General features: G+C 36.4%; 15 protein-coding genes, 3 pseudogenes and 2 riboswitches. Of the genes and pseudogenes, 7 read left to right on the top strand and 11 right to left on the bottom strand.

Features of this window, described 5'->3' with window-relative positions; all coding sequences use genetic code 11:
• Positions 1-846 precede the first annotated feature (846 nt).
• Positions 847-1,284, bottom strand: a pseudogene (bglH, locus tag ACFFIS_RS01730) (aryl-phospho-beta-d-glucosidase); the annotation flags it as partial.
• 2 nt (positions 1,285-1,286) lie between these two features.
• Here bglH and ACFFIS_RS01735 point away from each other — a divergent pair.
• Positions 1,287-1,379 (top strand): annotated as a pseudogene (locus ACFFIS_RS01735) (PTS glucose transporter subunit IIA); the annotation flags it as partial.
• Between the two features lies 1 nt (position 1,380).
• A pseudogene (locus ACFFIS_RS01740) lies at positions 1,381-1,551 on the top strand (family 1 glycosylhydrolase); the annotation flags it as partial.
• Between the two features lie 239 nt (positions 1,552-1,790).
• On the opposite strand, the gene ACFFIS_RS01745 reads toward ACFFIS_RS01740, so the two are convergent.
• The gene (locus ACFFIS_RS01745) at positions 1,791-2,699 is read right to left on the bottom strand and encodes a chemotaxis protein (RefSeq protein WP_320381028.1); all 909 of its coding nucleotides are present in this window, start codon (positions 2,697-2,699) and stop codon (positions 1,791-1,793) included.
• Positions 2,700-2,742: 43 nt separating this feature from the next.
• On the bottom strand, positions 2,743-4,434 hold the full coding sequence (locus tag ACFFIS_RS01750; RefSeq protein ID WP_390185896.1) for a methyl-accepting chemotaxis protein: 1,692 nt from the start codon (positions 4,432-4,434) through the stop codon (positions 2,743-2,745).
• A gap of 488 nt (positions 4,435-4,922) precedes the next feature.
• On the opposite strand from ACFFIS_RS01750, the gene ACFFIS_RS01755 reads away from it, so the two are divergent.
• Positions 4,923-5,093 carry a hypothetical protein gene (locus ACFFIS_RS01755; RefSeq protein ID WP_390185897.1) on the top strand — a complete coding sequence of 57 codons (171 nt, stop codon included), beginning with the start codon at positions 4,923-4,925 and terminating at the stop codon, positions 5,091-5,093.
• A gap of 211 nt (positions 5,094-5,304) precedes the next feature.
• On the opposite strand, the gene ACFFIS_RS01760 is transcribed toward ACFFIS_RS01755, so the two are convergent.
• Complete coding sequence (locus tag ACFFIS_RS01760; protein WP_390185898.1) at positions 5,305-8,787, bottom strand: S8 family serine peptidase; 3,483 nt, start codon at positions 8,785-8,787, stop codon at positions 5,305-5,307.
• A gap of 442 nt (positions 8,788-9,229) precedes the next feature.
• Here ACFFIS_RS01760 and ACFFIS_RS01765 point away from each other — a divergent pair, with 442 nt between their 5' ends.
• Entirely contained in the window at positions 9,230-9,769 is a 540-nt protein-coding gene (locus ACFFIS_RS01765; protein WP_320381021.1) for a signal peptidase I, read from the top strand.
• A gap of 120 nt (positions 9,770-9,889) precedes the next feature.
• A complete protein-coding gene (locus ACFFIS_RS01770; RefSeq protein WP_320381019.1) occupies positions 9,890-10,558 on the top strand; it encodes a hypothetical protein in 669 nt (222 codons plus the stop codon).
• Positions 10,559-10,642: 84 nt separating this feature from the next.
• Here ACFFIS_RS01770 and mgtE read toward each other — a convergent pair whose 3' ends face one another.
• Together mgtE and ACFFIS_RS01780 are read right to left on the bottom strand one after the other, a co-directional pair.
• Positions 10,643-11,635: a magnesium transporter gene (mgtE, locus tag ACFFIS_RS01775; RefSeq protein ID WP_390185899.1), complete on the bottom strand. Its 993-nt coding sequence runs from the start codon at positions 11,633-11,635 to the stop codon at positions 10,643-10,645.
• Positions 11,636-11,873: 238 nt separating this feature from the next.
• Positions 11,874-12,052, bottom strand: a riboswitch (M-box (ykoK) riboswitch).
• A gap of 96 nt (positions 12,053-12,148) precedes the next feature.
• A riboswitch (M-box (ykoK) riboswitch) is annotated at positions 12,149-12,324 on the bottom strand.
• Between the two features lie 104 nt (positions 12,325-12,428).
• Complete coding sequence (locus ACFFIS_RS01780; protein WP_390185900.1) at positions 12,429-13,388, bottom strand: DMT family transporter; 960 nt, start codon at positions 13,386-13,388, stop codon at positions 12,429-12,431.
• A gap of 146 nt (positions 13,389-13,534) precedes the next feature.
• Between ACFFIS_RS01780 and ACFFIS_RS01785 the strand changes: the two genes are divergently transcribed.
• Positions 13,535-14,419, top strand: a complete 885-nt coding sequence (locus ACFFIS_RS01785; protein ID WP_390185901.1) for a LysR family transcriptional regulator — start codon at positions 13,535-13,537, stop codon at positions 14,417-14,419.
• Positions 14,420-14,977: 558 nt separating this feature from the next.
• Positions 14,978-15,817 carry a malate synthase gene (locus ACFFIS_RS01790; protein ID WP_390185902.1) on the top strand — a complete coding sequence of 280 codons (840 nt, stop codon included), beginning with the start codon at positions 14,978-14,980 and terminating at the stop codon, positions 15,815-15,817.
• Between the two features lie 316 nt (positions 15,818-16,133).
• Here the strand turns inward: ACFFIS_RS01790 and ACFFIS_RS01795 are convergent, their stop codons facing one another.
• From ACFFIS_RS01795 to ACFFIS_RS01815, 5 genes are all read right to left on the bottom strand, one after another.
• Positions 16,134-17,216: a hypothetical protein gene (locus ACFFIS_RS01795; protein WP_390185905.1), complete on the bottom strand. Its 1,083-nt coding sequence runs from the start codon at positions 17,214-17,216 to the stop codon at positions 16,134-16,136.
• Between the two features lie 419 nt (positions 17,217-17,635).
• On the bottom strand, positions 17,636-18,325 hold the full coding sequence (locus ACFFIS_RS01800) for a rhomboid family intramembrane serine protease (RefSeq protein ID WP_320381012.1): 690 nt from the start codon (positions 18,323-18,325) through the stop codon (positions 17,636-17,638).
• Between the two features lie 72 nt (positions 18,326-18,397).
• A complete protein-coding gene (locus ACFFIS_RS01805) occupies positions 18,398-18,961 on the bottom strand; it encodes a methyltransferase family protein (protein WP_320381011.1) in 564 nt (187 codons plus the stop codon).
• Positions 18,962-19,267: 306 nt separating this feature from the next.
• Positions 19,268-19,576, bottom strand: a complete 309-nt coding sequence (locus ACFFIS_RS01810; RefSeq protein WP_320381009.1) for a hypothetical protein — start codon at positions 19,574-19,576, stop codon at positions 19,268-19,270.
• An 85-nt stretch (positions 19,577-19,661) separates the two neighbouring features.
• Positions 19,662-20,318, bottom strand: coding sequence for a Type 1 glutamine amidotransferase-like domain-containing protein (locus ACFFIS_RS01815; protein WP_390185908.1), 657 nt, complete (start codon positions 20,316-20,318; stop codon positions 19,662-19,664).
• Between the last annotated feature and the right edge of the window lie 872 nt (positions 20,319-21,190).

The raw sequence follows: 21,190 nt of genomic DNA on the forward strand, positions 1-21,190 counted from the left end.
AATGGCTAAAAAACGAATCAACTGATGAATAATTATTTATTTTAGGGTGGTTCAAAATTTAATTGCGAAGTGGCTCACTTTTCACTTGCGAAATACACCTCTGATAATTCAAGGTCAAAAGATATTGAAGCATGATTATATCGCCTCTTTGTATACAGCTTTATCATTTTAGCTAAAAATGAGCTGGTGTCCGTTAAAAGAATATATATCTTATTTTCCGTCATCATCATCCCCTCGTCTGATACCAAAAAATCATGTATAAGTTCAATTTACATATCAAAACCTAAAAACTACTTCATAAATTCCTTAAGAATAACTTAATTTTAAACAGTACCAAAAAAGGCAAGAAAAAATGACTAGATCCTTCATTGGATACAGTCAATGTTTGTATTATATTCACTACCGCAGGGTTATTTTATTCAATGGAAGTTTGCCAATTTATTTGACAAGATGCAGTTATAAATGGTGGTGTGAAAATACACGTAATATAGGAGCTTTAATTGTAAATCGATCCGGAGCACTTCTTAGCTAGTACTGCGATTGGCAAAATTCAGTTCCGGCATTTTCCATATAGTCGGATTCAGTAGATAAATATACATTCACGGAATTCCTTTAGATGTAGATTGTGGTTCAATATGAATGAGGATGATTAGTCTTCTTGTTTTATATTTACTTCAGCCAAAAGCTCGCGCTCTAAATAAAGTTTTAACTAAAGAGTTAAATGCCCCGTTGAAAATCTTAAAAAGCACCTGGTGCCGAAACAATTAGATTTGTTTGGTACCAGGTACTTCATTATTTCTCTAAAATATTATATTTTCCTTCAAGAAACTGGATTGCTACTCCACCTTATAAATTTTCTCCATTACTTTCAATGACTTGTTTATACCAATCGAACGATTTTTTCCTAGTTCTCTTTAAAGTTCCATGACCTTTGTTATCTTTATCTACGTAAATAAAACCATAGCGCTTTTTCATTTCACCTGTGCTAGCGCTAATTATATCTATAGGTCCCCAACTTGTATAGCCAAGCAAATCAACGCCATCTTTAATCGCTTCCTTCATTTCCTTTAAATGTAGGCGTAAATATTCAATTCGATAATCATCTACAACTTTATTATCAGATTCTAGAACATCTACCGCCCCAAGGCCATTTTCTACAATAAACAAAGGCTTCTGGTAACGATCATAAAGCTGATTTGCAGTTATTCGTAAACCTTTTGGATCAATCGTCCAACCCCATTCAGATGTTTTTAAATATGGATTCCTGACAGACTGAAATATATTTATTTTCTTCTGGTGCGATGGGAAAAGGGGTTGCAATTGAGCCTACTATAGGTGAACTAGTTTCACCTGTGGATGGAATAGTTACTACCCTGTGGGGCAATTGACTTTTACCATAGATATAAGGAAGATATTGCTCTATTTGCTGAAATGGGATTTAAGGCGTTAAGACTTTCTATTGCTTGGACAAGAATTTTTCCAAATGGTGATGATGAAACCCCGAATAAAAAAGGACTAGAGTTTTATGATAAAGTATTTGATGATTATATTATTTTCTATTCCGTTTAATAATCTGCTGCAGCATCTTCAACAAATAACTCTTCTGAAATATAATGATGAATTTCATCTAAGTCGTCTATCGCAATAGGTGTAAACTTAATTAAATAGTTACTTTCCACCATACTTTTCTTATAACTTCCCAAATAAGTGATATTTTGCTATATATAAAACATGCCTGGCACCTATACAATTTAGCATTGTTCGGGTGCCAGGCATGTTATTCTAACATTCTATAGTACGAGTTTGTCAATCTCTTGAATCAATCTTACAATATCCGGTTTACTTATTTGTCCGGAAGCTCCAACTTGTTCCCCTTTATGCTGTAAGTCTTCCGTAATAAGCGATGAAAATATGAGTACTGGAATATCCTTTAACCGCGGATGGCTTTTCACGCGCTTCGTTAAATGATGTCCATCCATCTGTGGCATTTCGATATCCGTAATTAGCAGTTGCACAGTATCTAGTGGATTTTTTCCCTTATCATCACCGATAGATTCCAAGTAATCCCATGCTTCTTTCCCGTTTTGGTAGAATTGCACATCTTGATACCCTGCCTCATATAGCGTATCTTTTATTAACTCCCGTAATACAGCTGAATCCTCAGCCACAATAATCTTCTTTGTATTTCTCTCACGTGGGCCAAGTGCTTTTACCGCCTCGACATTAATTCCTACCTTTGGGCTAATATCAATGACTACTTTTTCAAAGTCTAGTAAAATTGCCATTTCATCCGCCATTTTAATAATGCCACTTGCAAATGGTTGACGACCTGTCGATAAATCATCCGGCTTTTCAATTTGCTCCCAGGAAATGCGATGAATTTTCTTCACGCCGTGAACTCGAAAAGCAATTTTTGTTTGATTTAATTCACAAACGATAAACTTATCTTCTGACTCAATCTTTTCCCGTGGAATATTTAGTACTTTTTCCAAATTGATGACGGGTAGTACTTCCTCACGAAGACGAATGACACCTTCTACATGATCATGTGATTGCGGTAATTTTGTAATGGGCATAGGGACGATAATTTCTCTTACCTTCAACACATTAATGCCATACGTTTCATTTCCTAAATAAAATAAAATAACTTCCAACTCATTTGTGCCTGAGTCTAATAAAATATCTCCACTTTTGTTCATATTAATTAGCGGGGGTCTGACCCCACTTTCCTCCCATTCTCTTTTATATTTTAAATCGTCCCACTAATTCATTTAGGTTTTCTGCTAATTTGGCAAGTTGCGCGGAGCTTCCGGCGATTTCATCCATTGAACTACTTGCTTGTTCAGCAGATGCTGCTGTTTCTTCTACACCAGCGGCCGCTTCCTCTGAAACAGACGCGATTTCCTCAATGGATCCATTCATTTCTTGGCTTCCTGCGGTAATAGCTGATAAGCGATCTGAAACTTGATCGATATTTTTTACCATCTCAGTTACAGCTTCTTGGATTTCTTGGAATGTTTCACTTGTAGTCAATAATTGTTGTGATCCTTGTTCTACCTCTTTATATCCCTCACCTAATGAATCAGCGACAACACTTGATTCTGTCTGGATATTTGTAACAAACTGTGTAATATCATCAACCGATAAGGATACTTGTTCGGCTAGTTTTCTCACTTCATCTGCTACAACGGCAAAGCCTTTCCCTTGTTCCCCAGCTCTTGCAGCTTCAATTGCGGCATTTAACGCGAGTAAATTTGTCTGATCTGCCACATCGCGGATGACTGCAACGAGTTTCGATATTTCTTGGGATTGCTTATCAAGTACTTCCATCTTTTGCACGGCATCTTTCACAATGCTATCAATTTTTTCCATCTGTTTTGTAGATGTATCCATTAATTGACTTCCTTTAGCCGTCATGTCCAGTACATGTTGCGAGTTTTCCTCTATTTGTTTTCCACTATTATTTGCTTCCTCAACACTTTGATTAAATGTATTCATCATTTCTGCCAAGTTACTTGCACTATTAGCCTGTGTTTCAGAGCCTTGTGCTAATTCTTCCATCGTTCTAGCTACTTGCTCGGTTCCTTCTCTTACTTCACTTGCTGATTGTGTTAATTCTTCACTTTGGCTTGAAACTGAATCAGACACATGGCTAATTTCCTTAATTAGTTCCCGATTATTATCTGTCATCCTATTTGTTGCCACTACTAGTTGGGCAATCTCATCCTTTTTATTTGTTACTAATGGCTCATTATTTAAATCACCATTTGCAATATCATTCATTCTCTTCATCACTGTTTTGATTGGTTTAGAAATAGATCTTGCTGTAACAATTGCAATTGCGATTCCACCAAGACACACAATATGAGCGATGACCATGGCAATAATTAAATTACGTAAACCTTGCGAGATAATTTCGTCTCCTTTATCCGAAATCAATTGTTCTCGGTGAGCTGTCATGCCCGCAAAGCCTTTTTGAAGCGAATTTGATATTTCCTCCGCCTTTGTTAACGTACCTAAAGCATTATTCATATTTCCCTTTCCAAACTCTAATAGCGCTCCATCGATGACAGCTTCCCAATTTTCACGAATCTTCGCTAATTGTTTTACCCCTTTTTCATCGTTCTTTTCTATAAGTTGTGCTTCTATTTCTTGAAGTTCAGCTTTACTTTGTTCCACTTCACCTTTTACTGTTTCATCATCATATAAAAAATACTCACGGACTAATGAATCAATCTGATACATTTTAGAAGTATACTGTGCAGCCAAACTCATTAACGGAATTTGTTCCTTTACAATATCCTTTGTATCTTTATTTATATTTTTTGTTGAAAAATGAATGTATGTACTCATTATAGCCGTAAGAATGATCAACACACAAAATCCTAATAGTATTTTACCTTGAATGCTTTTAAAACCTAATTTTTTCTTCATGTAAACACCCCTAATTTCAAATTCTGCTCAATATTTCAGTTGAAAGTCATATTCATTTTTTAAAAGAATGTATCCCCTTTCTATATAAAAAAAGTCATTACTATATTTATCGACAAAATTCGCGCCTTTCTTAATAAACAATTCAGGCTATATTGTCGCATAAAGTAAAACTTCAATCGATAGGGTTTTCACACTACCCCTTCTAATTGTTACTGGCGATAGATCCCCCACTTATCATTCTTAAACCTCTAAAATTCCTAAAGTAGAGGCTTGCAACTAAATAAGTTGCGATTAATACCAATAACCATTTGCTGGTTTGCCTGTCCCTATTGTTATTCATTTACCTACCTTTGCTATTTTTATAGAGCGACAGTTTTATTCTTTACAAAGATTAAGTTTACCATAGGTATAAAGTACTAATCCAGAGGTGTTTTTACTTCTTTTTTTACTATTCGACAATTAGGTATTGATGATATGGGGGTAGCATCATGATTACAAAGCTTAGATTCGGGAAAAATAACCGTATACATATTCATGATTTTACAAAAAAAGACATCCCGCTTCACAATATGCCAAACAATAATCTTGAAAACATGAAACTAGTGCAATTAACGAAAAAAGATAGTGATTATGTATATTTAATAGATGCAATGAAATGAGTAATTGATTTTATTAATAGTATTTTGCTCATGAGATGAAATTACTTTCATTAAATGCTTCCATTGGGGCAGCAAAAGCTGGTGATCAGGGGGTGGCATTAAAAGGCAATGAATTCATCATGCCGACACGAACACCGTCTATAATTATTACTTTTTCAAAAAGAATCAGCAGACAAATGTCTTCACATCCGTCTGCTGATTGCTACACCTTTTACTTTTCTGAACGAGTAATCTTAAATGGAATTTCCTCCGTTGTTACCTTAAACCCTTCTGCATCCTCTACGATGGCATAAGCTTTATATTGACCATCTGGTACATCCGACTTAGGGGTCCAAGTTGTTCGTAATGAATGCTGTCTTTCTTCAATGAAGCTGTCAATTTGGTTTCCTTCACTGTCCTCAATTACGACTGTCCATTTTAAACGATTTGCTGCAAAGCCCATAATCTCAAGCGGGTTATCCTCATTTACTCCAGCTGTTCCGTATGCAGTGAACCATGACACAAGTATGTACTGATCGACATATGAAGGATCGCCCCATACTTCAATGCTTGTATTATAAGCATAATCCTGCGCCATGACAATGACGCTTGTTGGCTCTGTATCAACTATGTGTGACTTTTTCCCAGGATCTAGAGGTGTATATTGACCATCAATATAAAGTAAAGCACCATAATAACCGCTTCCGTTTTTATTATCTTCAGCCTTAAAACTTATTTCATATTTGCCATCTTTTGGTTCTACTTGAATGTCACGTATAGATGGCGCAATGGAATCTACCTTAATAGGCATTTTAACAACCTGTGGTTTCGCTCCTTCATAATCTAATGTCGACTCTATGACATATTGATAATCCTCATCCGGAACAAAATTACCTTCGTCATCTGCTACTTCCCATAGATAACCGCCGTAGAAATTATCTTCATATGGCAAAATATTTTTGCTGAATTTCCATGGAACGCCTGTAAACTCACTAAAATCCCCAAGTTCAAGTAATTTCTTCCCTTGTTTATCTTCAATATACATTTCTGTTTTTTCTAAATTTCTTAATGCTGTAAAGGTTGAATAAACACCTGGTGCTGCTGAAAGCGACGATATCGCAATTTTCTCTATATCAAAATCTCCTGTTTCCAAGTTAAAACCTAGCGGAAGGTCTGTCATATCATCCCATAATACAGTGAAGCCTAAAAAGTGCTCATCCTCCCATGGTGAAGGATCGATATTAGGCTGTGCATCCCATTCACCATAAAAGCCCATGTATGGAATTGTTAGTTCCGGGCTCTGCTTTGGATCTTTAGGTACAAGACGGACATACCCCTCAACAAAACTATTTTTCTTCATATTGTTCGGTAAAAAGATGTTTACGTATAGCTTTACATTGTTATTTGGCGTAACTAAAACTTTTGCTCCTTTATCATGGCTTGCAATACTACCATTTACCATGACCGTTGCACCTTCTACTCGTTTCGTATGAAGGGTGAGGTATTCATGAGATTCATCCACTTTTCCATCACCATTTAAATCGAACTCCATCGTTTCTGTTTCGTCTGTAAGTACATCTACATATACATCGTACTCTAACTTTTGATCAGAAAGTGCTTCGATATCTAATAAAAATTGAGCTGTATTACCCTTTATTTCTTTTAAAGCTACAGAGCCACCTTCTTCAAGTGGAGCATTCTGATCTTTTACTAGTACTGGTGTTTGAATGGCATCATTAATTTGCATCAGACCTGCACCCTGTTTCCTTGGTGAATATGGAATGGTTGTTCCAGGCTGATTCACAATCTTACTTGTATTCATTAAGGCAATTTTAGCTTGTAAGGCTGCATCCTCTGTTTTGTCCAATCCCTTTTCGTAAAGTGATTGAAGAACTAGTGCCGCTCCACCAGCAACACTTGGCGATGCCATGGATGTTCCACTCATCAACTCATAATCATTCCCAGATACAGTAGAATAAATATTACCTCCTGGTGCAGCAATCTCTGGTTTAAAATCGAGTGTATGTGGTGCACCTATCGATGAAAAGTTCGACATTTCATCTTTATTCGCATTCTCAAGCCAGACACCATCTGCTAACTGAATGGACAGATGCTCACCTTTTTCAAGTTCCTCGATTACTTGCTCCCCAACTTCTTTATTTGTTGTCGCAGCCGGGATAGTGTATGCACTTAAATTCAATGTTGGAAAATCCTCCATGGAATCATGCGGAACAATAATAATTGCCTTTGCTCCCTTTCTCTCCGCGGCAAACTGTGCATATGCATAGCTAGCATATGGTAATTCGGGTTGTATCATAACGACTTTCCCATCTACGTCCAAATCTTTCAAATCCGTGTCTCTACCTTCACCGCCATAAACTAAATCATAAGCTGTGTTTGCATCAAGTGTTTGATGAAGTTTAAAATTAAAATAAGTTTGATCAGCGTAAGGAAGCTCATTGCCATCTGATAGATTCAAAGTTCCATAGCGAATTTGATCATTTTCATAGGATGCAACAGATAAAGCATATGGGCTTACCCCAGGTGCTCCAACGACACCAATATCTGGGTTGCTTGCATATGGCTTTTGTGCTGTCTCCAATAAGTTATTTTTTGTACTATAATAGGCATTCCCAGCCGCTGCAACAACTAAAGCCCCTTTTTCGGTTGCTTGTCTAATTGTTTTTTGAATTGGATCATCTTCCTCACCAACGAAGCCAGCATCAATTCCTAGGCTTAAGTTGATGACATCCGCCTCCAATTCCACAGCATGTTCAATGCCTGCGATAATATCGTCTTCATATGCCGAACCACTTCCGTCTGAAAATACCTTTTCAGCCAACAACTGCACATCAGGGGCTACACCAATTACTCCCCCGTTTGACTCATCTCCATTAGCTCCAACTATACCAGCAACATGCATACCATGAGCGTTATCCTTTGGAATCACATCATCATTCATATCTGCCCAGTCGTAGCCTGAAGGTACTTTGTCGGAGTACCACTTATCATTTACTTCAGTTTCATCCAATATAGGCTGGATGGAAGACACTGTCCACTTCGCCTGTTCCTTTCCATTATCGGATAGTGTCATGTCTTGGTGGGTGTAATCCAATCCTGAATCTACGACTGCCACCAAAAGTCCTTCTCCACGAAGTCCATATTTTTCCCACGTTTCCTTTGCTTGCACAAGATCTTTACTTGCATTCAATGCGGCTTTAAACGTTTTGGCAATATGTACGCCAACAACATGAGGTTGCGCCTCAATTTGTTTCAAGTTTTGATATTCCGTTTCCATACTAAATCCATTTACACCTTCAAAAAAGCGGTGGCGCACCTCACTCTTTGATCTCATCTTTTGAATTCCATTGATAACTTGATCTTGCACCTTCTTCATTTGCTGTTTCTTTTCCTTTTGGCTCGCTTTTTTCATCGCTTTAGGCTGGGCAACTTCAACGATAACTCTTACATTTTCATCCGGCTTATACGCCTTCGACTGCCCGTTGTCTATTCCGCCATAGCCAAACTTTTCTTTTAAATCTTCTGCTGCATTTTTTCTTTCCTCAATTAAAAGCTCTTGTCCCTGCTGAGCTATAATATCCGAGATTGCAGATTTGTTGCTTTCTTCTCCAAATGCGGACGATGAAAAAAACAACGATAAAAGCAAAGTAAAGATTGTTAACACATTTAAAGGAATGAACTTCTTTCCCCTCATAACCTACCATCCTCTCTATTAATGAAGTACAGTAGTGTTAATTCGATATAGTTTAGTAGTTATCCTGCTAATATTTCATAACCCCAAATTATAGAGTACTTCCGTCCCGTGCCGAAAGTCTAACATCGTACAATAAAGCGCATTTTCTAACAAATATATTAAAAAAGCGACAAAACAACCATACCTATGACCCATTCCTTTCACCCTTAAAAACCCCAATAGCTGAATCATTGAAACATTAATATAATGATAGAGAAGATAGGTGTTTTCGTTACTTTCCTTACTTCCGTTTATCATGCTACTTCGGATTCTGAATTAATAAGTAACTCGTATTATTTCTATACAAGATAACTTCAGTAGATGGTGTAGCCACTTTGGATAACTAATCAAGATAACGATACTAAATAAAAATAATAAGCAATCCAAAAGAAGGATGACAACAATGAAAAGCAGATTAAAAGTTGTGAACACCATTTTCTTTACTAGTTTATTTATCATTTGTTGTATCATTTTAATGTTCTTTTTCTATGCAAAAGGCGATGTAGACAGATTTCCAAGTATTGTTGGTTACAAACCACTTACCATCTTATCAAACTCTATGAAACCCGCATTTCAAGTCGGCGATATTGTCATCATTCATAAGGATAAGGAACCACAAGTAAATGAAGTAGTAACGTTTAAGCATCCTGAGGGAATTTTGGTTACACACAGAGTCGTGGATTCAGAAATAGTGAACGGGATGGAAGTTTATAGCACAAAAGGAGATAACAATCATATTGCGGATGATTTATTGATATCTAAAGAGCAAATAGTTGGTGTTGTCCAGTTTGTCATCCCAAAAGTAGGTTATGTTGCAAATTTCATGTCCGGGCCAGTCGGTTTTTCCCTCTTTGTACTAGCCCCTCTATTAATACTAGCAAATATCCAAATTTTTAAATGGCTAGGATTGACGAAGAATGAAAAGGAAGGAACTGGTACATGAAGGAACGGAGAGGAGCTGAAGGTGACTGGAGATATGGATATTTAGAGCTAACAAGAAATATACAGAAGCATTATATTTGAATTTTTCGTCGGAAGTTAAAAAATTAAAGGGGAGATAAAAATGAAAAAGTGGAAGAAGGTTTTACTAGGAACAGCATTAGCAGGAACATTAACAATCGGTGCCGGATTTGGCACATATTCATGGTTTACAGCTGAGACTTCGGCAACAGGAACGCTTGTAAATGGAACTTTCTCATTGGGAGAAATGGGTCAATTATTTGACCATGAGCAATTTGCACCATCCCAATTATTATTTAGTGAAAGTCAAACTGTTGAGAATACTGGTGATTTAGACCAAATTTTAAGAGCAACTTATACACATCAGATCAATAAGGATATAGATATCAATCCGTACACCGTCGGCTACACTGCATATAAGTACAAGGGAAAACCTGATGAAAGCGTGCTGGAAGATCAAATATATGAATTGGAGAAGTTATTAGAGGGGATTACCAATCCAGTTGCCCCATCTGCAGTTGATCCAGACGTCCAAGTAGTAATGGGCATACTAACAGATGGTAACATCCATAAGTTAAACGGAAATAATGCTAGTGAAACGATTACCTTAGGTGATGGCGATGAATTCTGGCAGTTAGCATCCGATGAGTACATTGATATCGTCTTCGGTGTGAAACTGAATGAAAATGCCGGCAATGACTACCAAGGCGTCCAGTATAACGCAGAATTTAAAGTACAAGCCAAACAAACAGACAACGGCGCCCAGTACTAATATGAAACATGGGGACGGTTCTCCTGTTTCATGAGAGGATGAAACAGGAGAACCGTCCCCATGTCTCTTCCGTCCCTATGTCTCTTATAAATTTAATAGTTTGTTGGCGATTCCGAAGTATATAAGTACTCCGGTAATGTCACAAATTGATGTTATAAGTGGTGCACTTGCAGTCGCAGGGTCTAATTTAAGCCTTCTGAAAATAAATGGTAAAGACATACCAACGAGGCTTCCTACTACGACAATGCATACCATTGTTATTGAGACAACAATAGCAATGGTAACTCCACCTCTCATAAGTCCTACAGCTGATACGGCTAGAGCCATCGTAAAGCCCATTGCCATGGACAAAACAACTTCCTTCGTAAACATTCTAAACCAATCCTTTAAATGGATATCACCTGTTGCCATCGCACGAATAACGAGAGTGGACGACTGAGAACCAGCATTTCCACCACTATCTACAAGTAATGGCAAGAAAAAAACAAGTGCTATATTTGCTTCGATAACATCCTGAAAATGTGCGATTCCTGCTCCAGAAAAAACGTTTATAAATACAAGAATGATTAGCCAAACAATTCTTTTTCGATAAAGCGCTCCAATTGTAGATTCTATAAGCCCACCATCTAATTTTTGTGAAACAGGTGCCATTCTATGAAAATCTTCTGTTGCTTCTTGTTGCATAACATCTAAAATATCTTCCACATGAACAACTCCAATAAGTTTCCCATTTTCATTTACAACCGGGATAGAAACTAGATCTGTATCACGGAAAACTTTTACCGCCTCTTCTTGATCGATATCTGTTTTAAAAGAAATGATCTTTGACACCTTTACTTCTGAAACTAGACGGTTACTATCCTTACTTAATAATTCTCGTATGGATAGTGCCCCTATTAATCTATCATGTTCATTGATAATATATACATAATAAATATTTCTTTTATCCCTCACATTTTCACGAAGATACAAAATCGCTTGCTCAACTGTGAGTAACGCATTAATCGCTATAAATTCCTTATTCATAAATGATCCTGTCGTTTCTTTTTCAAAAATCCTAGTATTTTCTCTACGCATTGGCGTGGACCTCCTTCAATTATCCACTCCCCTACTCAAACTGTGATGGAAAATGGATTTCCTATAATGTGTTCTTTTCAACCTCCAACAATCAACGGGTTCAGATTCTGGGGGAGTTTCCATTCCCATCACCTCCTTAAAAAGTCCGAGTATGGTATGAGTCTACGCCAATCCTAAAAATATAAAAAGCACCCTCCTACGAAGAAGGTGCTTTTCATATAATATCAATACATGACGAAATAGACCTCCATCGTAGAGTTTTAGCACTATATGGCATGGATGAGGCAAATGACTTTGCCCTCCGGCTACATTAGAAACCACCTTAAGTCGATAGTTCCTGTTGACCCATTGGTGTCTCTCGACATTTCTGGGCAGCAGCTTATCTCCATATAGGAGCCTCACCTAACGAGGATTATTTGATTATGACTTCTTAAAAGCATAGACCGCTTAACAACAAAAAACACCCTCCCACGAAGAAGGATGTTTAATCATATTTTAAAAAATATATGACGAAATATACCTCTATCGTAGAGTTTTAGCACTATATGGCATGGATGAAGCAATTTTTGCTCTCCGGCTACATTAGAAACCACCTTAAGTCGATAGTTCCTGTTGACCCATTGGTGTCTCTCGACGTTTCTGGGCAGCAGCTTATCTCCATATAGGAGCCTCACCTAACGAGGATTATTTGATTATGTTAAACTTGTACCTCAATATAACAGTACCATATTTCTTTGTCAACCCCATTTTATACCCACTTCAAACTAAAGAACAATCCTTATCATTCACCATCTCATGAAACAAGAGAACCATCCCTATGTTTCAAAATGTGTTTGTTGGCTTGCATTCTTAGAAACAGATTATTTGAGAGCAGTGAGATAATAATAAACGCGGTGCCCCAGTAATCGAATGGTGTAATTTGATGTCCTTGAAATATTGAGATGATGAGTGTTGTAACAGGAACGAAATTTATAAATAATAGCCCGTTTAATGGTGATAAGATAGCCACACCAACATTCCATCCAACCAAGGCAATAGCACCTGGGAAAACAATCATGAATAATAAATGTGGACTAACAATTTTTAGTGTTGCCATTGTCGGCACGGACACATAACCTGTAAGGGTAACAAGCAAGACAATCATTACTGCTGTTGCCGTTCCCAATAAACAACTTAAAGTTGAATATCTTAAAGCAGACCAACCGGCAAACTGTTTTCCGCCCATTGTATAAATAACCCAACCAATGACTGCAATTAGCGTAAGTAAAGTAGGAATTATGTCACCGGTCGCAGTAATAAATGCGCCATAGTCACCTTTTGTTATCACAAATGATACACCTATAAAAGCGATGAATACACATAACAAAGTAAAGGGGTGTGGCCGTCTTCTGTATAGCATCCATACAATAACAATCGAAATCATGGGCATTAATGATTCCATGACAGATGCAACCATCACACCTGGTTCACCTAATAAGTCTTCTCCCCAAAAGATGAGTAGATTATAAACAGTAAAGGCCATTGTCCCGAAAAACCACAAGGACATTCCTTTTCCTTCCAATCGAAAAGCTTCCTTCCCTTCCTTCCAGAAAAGAATCATAACTAATATGACCGTTACAGCAATGTATCGGAAAATAGTGAAATAAAATGGATCGATGTGATGGAAAGCATGATTAGCCACTGGAAACATCGCCCCCCATGACACACTTGCAATAAAACATAACAAAGCACCTAACAAAACTTTATTTTTCACGAACTTACTATCCCCTTTATCTATTTATCTCTTTCCCTTCACTATTAAACTACAGAATCTAACATCATGTAAAATGAATATTAAAGATGTTTGGCATCAATATTTGTGATACCATAAAATAAAATGTTATAGAATGGGGTGTACATGTGGAGTTTAAGGATTTGGAGATTTTTCAAATGGTTGCCCAAAAAGGCACCATAACAGAAGCCGCTAAAGCATTAAATTATGTTCAATCAAATGTGACCTCAAGAATCCGAAAGCTGGAGGTAGAACTGAACACACCGCTTTTTAATAGACATCACCGTGGGATGAGTTTAACACCTGAGGGAAAAAAGCTTATCGTCTACAGTGATAAAATTTTATCTTTAAAAAACGAAATGAAAAAAGTACTTCCCAGTAAAGACGAACCCTCTGGGAAACTAGAAATTGGCTCGGTAGAAACCGTCATTAAATTACCTTATATTTTATCTGCATACAATAAGAAATATAGTAATGTGGAGCTTTCGCTAATTACGGGCGTCACGGAAAACTTGCAAGAAAAGGTACTTAATCATCAACTAGATGGGGCTTTTATTACGGAAAATGGGCAACATCCCGATTTAGTTTATCATGACGTTTTTCAAGAGGAACTTGTCATCATATCAGATATAGCATCAACATCGTTTGAACAATTAAAAGATAAACCAGTTTTATGTTTCAGTAAAGGGTGTGGCTATCGGGCGCGACTCGAAGCATGGTATAAAGATCAAAATATAACACCTGCAAAAGTAATGGAATTTGGCACATTGGAAACAATTTTAAGCAGTGTATCAATCGGCCTAGGAATTACCTTCATTCCCAAATCAGCTGTAAGCCACTTGGAAAAAAAGGGGCGCATAAAATGCCATCATCTCCCCGATACATACAGCAAAATTAACACCGTCTTCATTAGACGATCTGACACCTATTTGACTTCAACAATTGAAAGGTTCCTAGAAACAATCGAACTTGTCAAAGATGAGTCGATTGAGCCACAACCCTTTTTAACGTAATTCCGAAAGAAGTCTCCCTCTTCAAGCGACCCGTAAGGGTGGTAAGTGGTGGGAGTAGTTCACTATAATGCATGTTCCTATAAGATTAATGAAGCAACAAAAAAGCTATCTCACAAAATGAAATGGACCCTTATCAAGGACATTTTAAAATGTGAGCATAGCTTCTCTAAACAATTCATAAAAAGCTTCTTAGAAAAAAATAAAAACCATTCCGCAATATACAAATGATGCTTGATACTAATGTTAGAAGTAGCAAAATTAATTTGCCATTTCCTTCGTTTCCTATCCATTCTACATAAAAATAATCTATAATTATACAACAGATAAAATACCATTGTCAATCATAAACTTGAATAAATTTAGATTATATGATATTATATAATTAGAATATTTTTAAGACAACATTACGACAATCGTGCACAACTTCTTCCAGATAGAATTTGAGTACGATTTTTTATTTTAATTACGTTTTATTTAGCCATGACTTAATAGTAGGTTGGCTAATTTAAATAATAGTTGGTGTCAAATAAACACCTAAATTCTAAGGAGAGTGGATTAGTGAATCTAATTGATGAAGAAATAACACACAAAGTATTTGGTGAAGGAAATATCGTGGACCATGATGATTCTATCATCACCGTTGACTTTAATAAGGATATTAAAAAATTCGTTTACCCTGATGCTTTTAAAAAATTCATCACACTAAATGACCGAAATACTGCAAAACATTTGAAGCAAGTCCTTTTAAAAAGGAAAATGGAAGAAGAAGCTCTTGAAAGAAAACGTGAAGAAGAAAAAGAGCAACAGGCACTTGAACAACAACGCAAGGAAAAACTAAAAAACCATAAAATTCATGAAAGCTCACAGATTGTTTTCTGGCTAGATGAAGAAGAACAACAAAATGTATTTACCGACTGGCATGTATTTACTGGTAGAGTGCAAAGTGGGAAAAATAAAGGGCAGCCTAATAGAGTAACTCGTTTACGTCCCAATAGCGCGAGTCTTCTAACTGCAAGAGAAGCGGATCAACCAGAAATAGAAAGACGGATTCTCGGCCTTTTCATGGTAAATGAAACTTTCTCTGGCAATCATAGCGATGATGGAATAGTCCCGTCCCATACCGAATATAGAATCGAGCTCACAGAAGGAGAAGCAGAGAAAATGCTTTTCTGGAATTATTATATCAATAAGAACCATCCACATCGAACTACATGGAATTCTGGTAAATATCGTTATTTTGATAATGTGTGGATTGCTCAAATCCTAAAAGATATCATTGCATTAAAAACGGATGAAGAACAAATCAAAGATGCTAATAAGTTTCTGGAATACTTCTGCCAAATGAACGCCCTTGATTTCAATAATATTCCCGAGGCAAACGGGGCTTTAAAGCAATAAATTCGTAATGATGTAGGAGCGGTTCACATGAGCTGAAGTTAGACAACTTCCTTTCTTAATAAGCTTTGGGACATAAGGGTCTAACTCCCTCAACTACTATAAAATAATGTAGTTGAGGGTGTGCAGACACTTCGTTTTTGTCCCAGCACCTAAGGCATTGTATTCTTTTAAACATCTGATTGTTAACGTTATTTTAGTAAAATTTATTCAATTATGTATCGGCCGCACTAAATGAGAAGACAATGAAAGAATTGAAGGGTTCCAATCATCTAGTTGCGATGACGGGAACCCTTTGTTTCACACATTTATTCCTACATTACTTTTTCACTTCTTTATAGCCTTCTCCTTCATACAATTGAATGACTGACTTAATCGAGTAATTATCGCCTTTTTGATCATTTACTCTTCCTAGCTCTGATAAATTTGCTTTATTATCTTCATCGAGTACAATACCTGAAAAGCCATAAATAGCGGTGAATTCATCTCTTAGCTCTTCTTTTCCATCATAAACATTATATTCTTTTACAGCATATATCCCAATTAAATTCCCATTATTATTACTGGAACTGCCAAAATATGAATCCTCACTTGAATCTTTATCAAATTGACGATACATTAACTTTTCTTGCTTAACTTTGTAAACTGTATTTGATCCAAATGTATAATCTGTGTTTTGGTATTTCTCGCTAAACTCTTCTTCCAGAAATCTTTCTACATCCTTTAAGTTTTTAATATCTGTTGCTTTCTCAGCTACTATATCTAAATCTTCCACTTCGAAACTAGGTTGGAAATCCTTATCTAATATGTATCCACTACTATTTAAGTATTTTTCAGTATCTTTATCTAGAACGACTTTTGCCTTGTCTCCATTTTTAAGTTTTCCATCATTTTCAATCTTAAATTGGATATCATTCATCGGTGACTCATCAAAAATATTATCTATTTGTGCTACACCTCTACCACTTACACCATTAAAGTTTAAAACTAAATTCTTTTCCACATCTTTAGTTGTTAATACTTTGGGTTCATCAAGGCCTTCTACTGTAAACTCTTTCTCTCCGCCTTTAATTTTATCTGTTTTATTCTCATCGACTACAACCGTTACCTTTACCTTATCTCCATTGGATAATCCTTCTTCAGGTTCTATCTTAACTGTGTATGCACCTAAAACAGCCTGTGCCGCTTGTGCAGTCTTTTGATCTGGATAATCGTGATGCCCTTCAAGATTAAAAATCTTATTAATCATATCCATTTCACTAACTTCATAATTTGCATTCCCTTGGCTATCCATTCCCGAAAACGTAACATTCACAAAATCTGTTACTTCCTCAGAGCTACCACATGCAGACAATAAGGTTAAGCCAATTGTAAGACAAATGAATAACATTGCTTTCCTCATAATATTTCCCCCTAAAAATAGTTAATAATACCTAGATTAGTATATCATAGTTATTGTTTTCCATATAAGAGAAATAGGGGAAATTTTGGTAATATAAATTGACTTTCATGATTATAGGAACAAAATCTATGCTTAGGAAAATATCATAAAGGCAAAAAACACTTCTCACCATACGAGAAAAGCGACTTCATTACAATTTATTTCGAATGGTAATAGGTTTCATTTTAGGACCCTTCAGACTAGCAAAGATGCCACATATAACAATTCATCCCATTAGATAATCCGATTGTTTAAGGGAAATAGAAATTACATTTTGTTCCAATTGGCCTCATTGTAGTATTAGACACTACTTTTTAAGTAAAAATAAATCCTAAATACGTTACCAAGCAAAGTATCATGACTTACCACTAAACTAAAAGTCAATTACGATTCCGATAGACTAATATTAGAATAATAGCTGTAACGGATCCACCTAGAATTGCCGCTCCATGGATATCTCGAAATACCAATAGCGTTACCCCTCCCAGTAAACCACCCAAACCAAAGAGAATATCCGATAATTTGGCAAGTTTTTGCCTGATGATAATTGCCATGACAATAGAAGCGACGATGAAAAGCCCTATTAAGACGTAGATTTCCTCACTTGCAATGCCTACTAAGCCAACTATAATATAAAGGCTCAACATGGCAGGAGCTATATGGATTTTCCTCTCTCTACTTAACATTACGACAAATAGCCCACCTATTAGTCCGCATAAACCTACCGATGCCCCGGCACCGTACGGATCCCAGGAAGCATAACCTACAATTTCACCAATTAATCCACCCGCTAGATAAAGAATTAATAACTTGACTCCCCCATATAACCTTTCTACTTCGCTCCCAACAATGATGATACTTGCTATATTAAAGACATACTGCCACCATCCATCAGCATGTACTAACAAGGGCGTTATGACTCTCCACCATTCTCCGGCTGCTAAACCTACAGGATCACGACGGAATATATTTAGAATTTCGGGATATATAAACTGAAGAATTGTTACAATCGATGTCATTGCAACGATAAACATTGTCATCGGATAGAAAGATTTATGCATTTTTTCCATTTTATGTCTTCGCCTTCTTCCAGCACCATAATTGTTCCGCAAAAGCTACCGTTTGTTTGATTAATAATATAACTAAAGGTATCGCCTAACTTTTTTACAGTATTGTTTATATGCTTCACCATAAATTTTCAATAATGATTGCTCTTCAAGAAGTACTTGTCGATTAAAAAGCCAAAAGCCCGCTATCAAATATACTAATAAAATCCAATTTGGATAAATGCAAAACTCTCCTAATAAAACTAAAGCAAAAGCAGTATATATTGGATTTCTACTTAAAGCAAAGGCCCCCGTAGTAACGAGAGTACCGGGGTCATCTTCATCAATACCTACTCTAAAGCTTTTTCCGAACGAAATGACACTATAAAGAAATAGAAAAAGACCTACGAAGCATAAAGCTACCCCAATCCAGCCAACAAATTCACTTTGGAACAGTTTCATTCCCAATCGTGGCCAATTGAAGGCATTTGAAAATATCACATAAAATAATAACAATGCAAATGGTGGTATAAAGAAGTCCTTTTTATCCATTTCGCCAAATTTAAAAGCTTTAATGCCAAGCATCCTTAACTGGACCGAACGAATAATCACCATTGTTATTAACAAAACTATTGTAATCGCGGCAATATATTTTTGCATACTGAACACCTTTCATTCACTTTTTTTCTAATCATGGTTAATGCTATGAACTATCCGCCACTTATTGACCTAGGTACCAGGGGTAATATCTTTTTATCGAGCGGCTATTTTCTTCCACTTTGTACAACAACACTTCATTTATGCTCGCACACGATGAATCACGTATGATGCTTCCAGTATTGTCTTTCTAAACTGCCTTTATTCCGCAATCGAAGTCTAATAAGTAAAGGAGCCCCCTTAATTCCCACAAAAAATAGGGCATCTTTTCATGTTTGAGAAAAGCGCCCGTTTTGTGTAAATCAACATCTACATGTCTTCATTCTTTTTAAATATACCAACCAACAACAAAATAAGCCCTATAATGAAAATAACAGGAAAAATAATCCACATCATCAATGCGGCCCAAGCATTATGAATAATTCTTGCATAGGTCAGTCCAACCGAAAAAGCTATTGTTGGCGAAATTGGCACCATTAAAGCTACACCCCAAACAATATACTTCCTTTTCAACGATTTCCCTCGACTAAGGAAATAAGCAACACCAGCACCCAATAATGTAATAATATATCCTACGATAATCGCACCCATTAGATCATCCTCTCCTAAACCTATCATCTATTTTAAGCAACCTAGTCAAGCTATCCCCTAACCCTGCCTACTTGAAAAAGATAATTCAATGAAGCGAAAGCCATCGCTACTACTAGAGCGTCTCATCCAATTTTTGAATCTTAGAGTGGGAAATTAAATATACGTTGCCAATAATATCAATTTTGTCTCCCTTTACACGCACAGCACAATCCTTGTTCGACGCATAAATATTCATTTCCTCCGATAATAAAGACAGTTCCTCTTGAACCAAAGCAATGTTATTTTCAAGATCAAAATGAGACAAAACGGAAAAATCATCAAGGCCAATCCCGTCGTAAACAGAGCTTCTTTCAACTTTATATCCGAGGTTTTTTGAACATAACCATTTAGTTGACATATTGATTGCGCCAGCGCTTGCTCCCATTACAACGGCTTTGCTCTTTTTAATCAAATCCGCCAATTCATATCCCATTAAAAATCTATTTTGTTTAAGCGTATCTCCACCCAAAAGGAAAATGACTGAAGCATTTTCAATTAGTGTTTGGGCCTCTTCCTTCTGTATACGATCATTAATTAAATGATATTCTTCAAATATCATGCCAGCCTGATCAAGCCATGAGCGTTCAATAGCCCCATTATTTTCATAAGAGAGTGGATTTGAACTAATCATAACAAGTGACTTCCTATCCGTTATATCCCCCTGTAACACCCTTCCCAGCTTCTCTGGAAAAAGGTTGCTAAACCATCCTAAATAATAGTGCGTTTTCATAAATACCTCCATGGAAAAGTGCAATAAATTAAATTCCAATGTTTCTCCTTTGGTTTTCTAGCCAGCAACACTATCAATCTAGCTAGTTATACAATCTGGACGCTATAACTCGTTCAGACCACGCTCGATTATGACGCAATTTTAGCCTACTTATTTCAAATCCAACCACCCATGCTCTCCAGTCTTTATTGGTAGTTAAATAATCCTTATTCTACTAAATGGATGGACTGTTTGTTGCACAAGGCGAATTTTAATTTCCCAACCAATCTCCCTGTTAGTTTAGATATAATTCCCTTCACTTTTACGTTTATCTTACCATAAAGTTTCATCAGAGGTCTGAAAACTTTTGTCCTAAATCACCGAACAGAATCAAATTAAAGGTAAGCATAAAATGACATAAGTATGGCTAATGCTACCTCTATATCGCCGAAGTTTTAGATTTCCTTTTTTAAAAAAGGTAATTATTTTAAAGGCTATTTGCATATTTTAAAGTTTAACTTTTTTCCAACTTCATTTTTTCCCTTTGCTTGTTTTTGTAAACTTACTATTTTAATCATGTAAATGCAATCGCAGGCATCTTTTTAGAATAGGATTCTATTATTTTATTAAAAATTTGGTATAATTAATATAGATGATTGCAAATGAAAGCAAATGATTTCAGAAAATGGTTGATAGCGAATTAGCTATTAGGCAGTTGTAATTATATTCAGGTGTATCACCCGCCTATTTATCACCATTAGAAAATGGTAAAAGGGGAATACCTTCTCCCGTATGTATATGGTACTCTAAAATTGAACCACCATCGCACTTGAAAACTGAACCACTTCAGTAGAAAATATCCTTAGCAACTGTCGCTAAGGGGGAAGCTGGAG

The organism is Paracerasibacillus soli, assembly GCF_042432965.1.
In the GTDB taxonomy this organism is placed as follows: Bacteria; Bacillota; Bacilli; order Bacillales; family Amphibacillaceae; genus Paracerasibacillus; species Paracerasibacillus soli.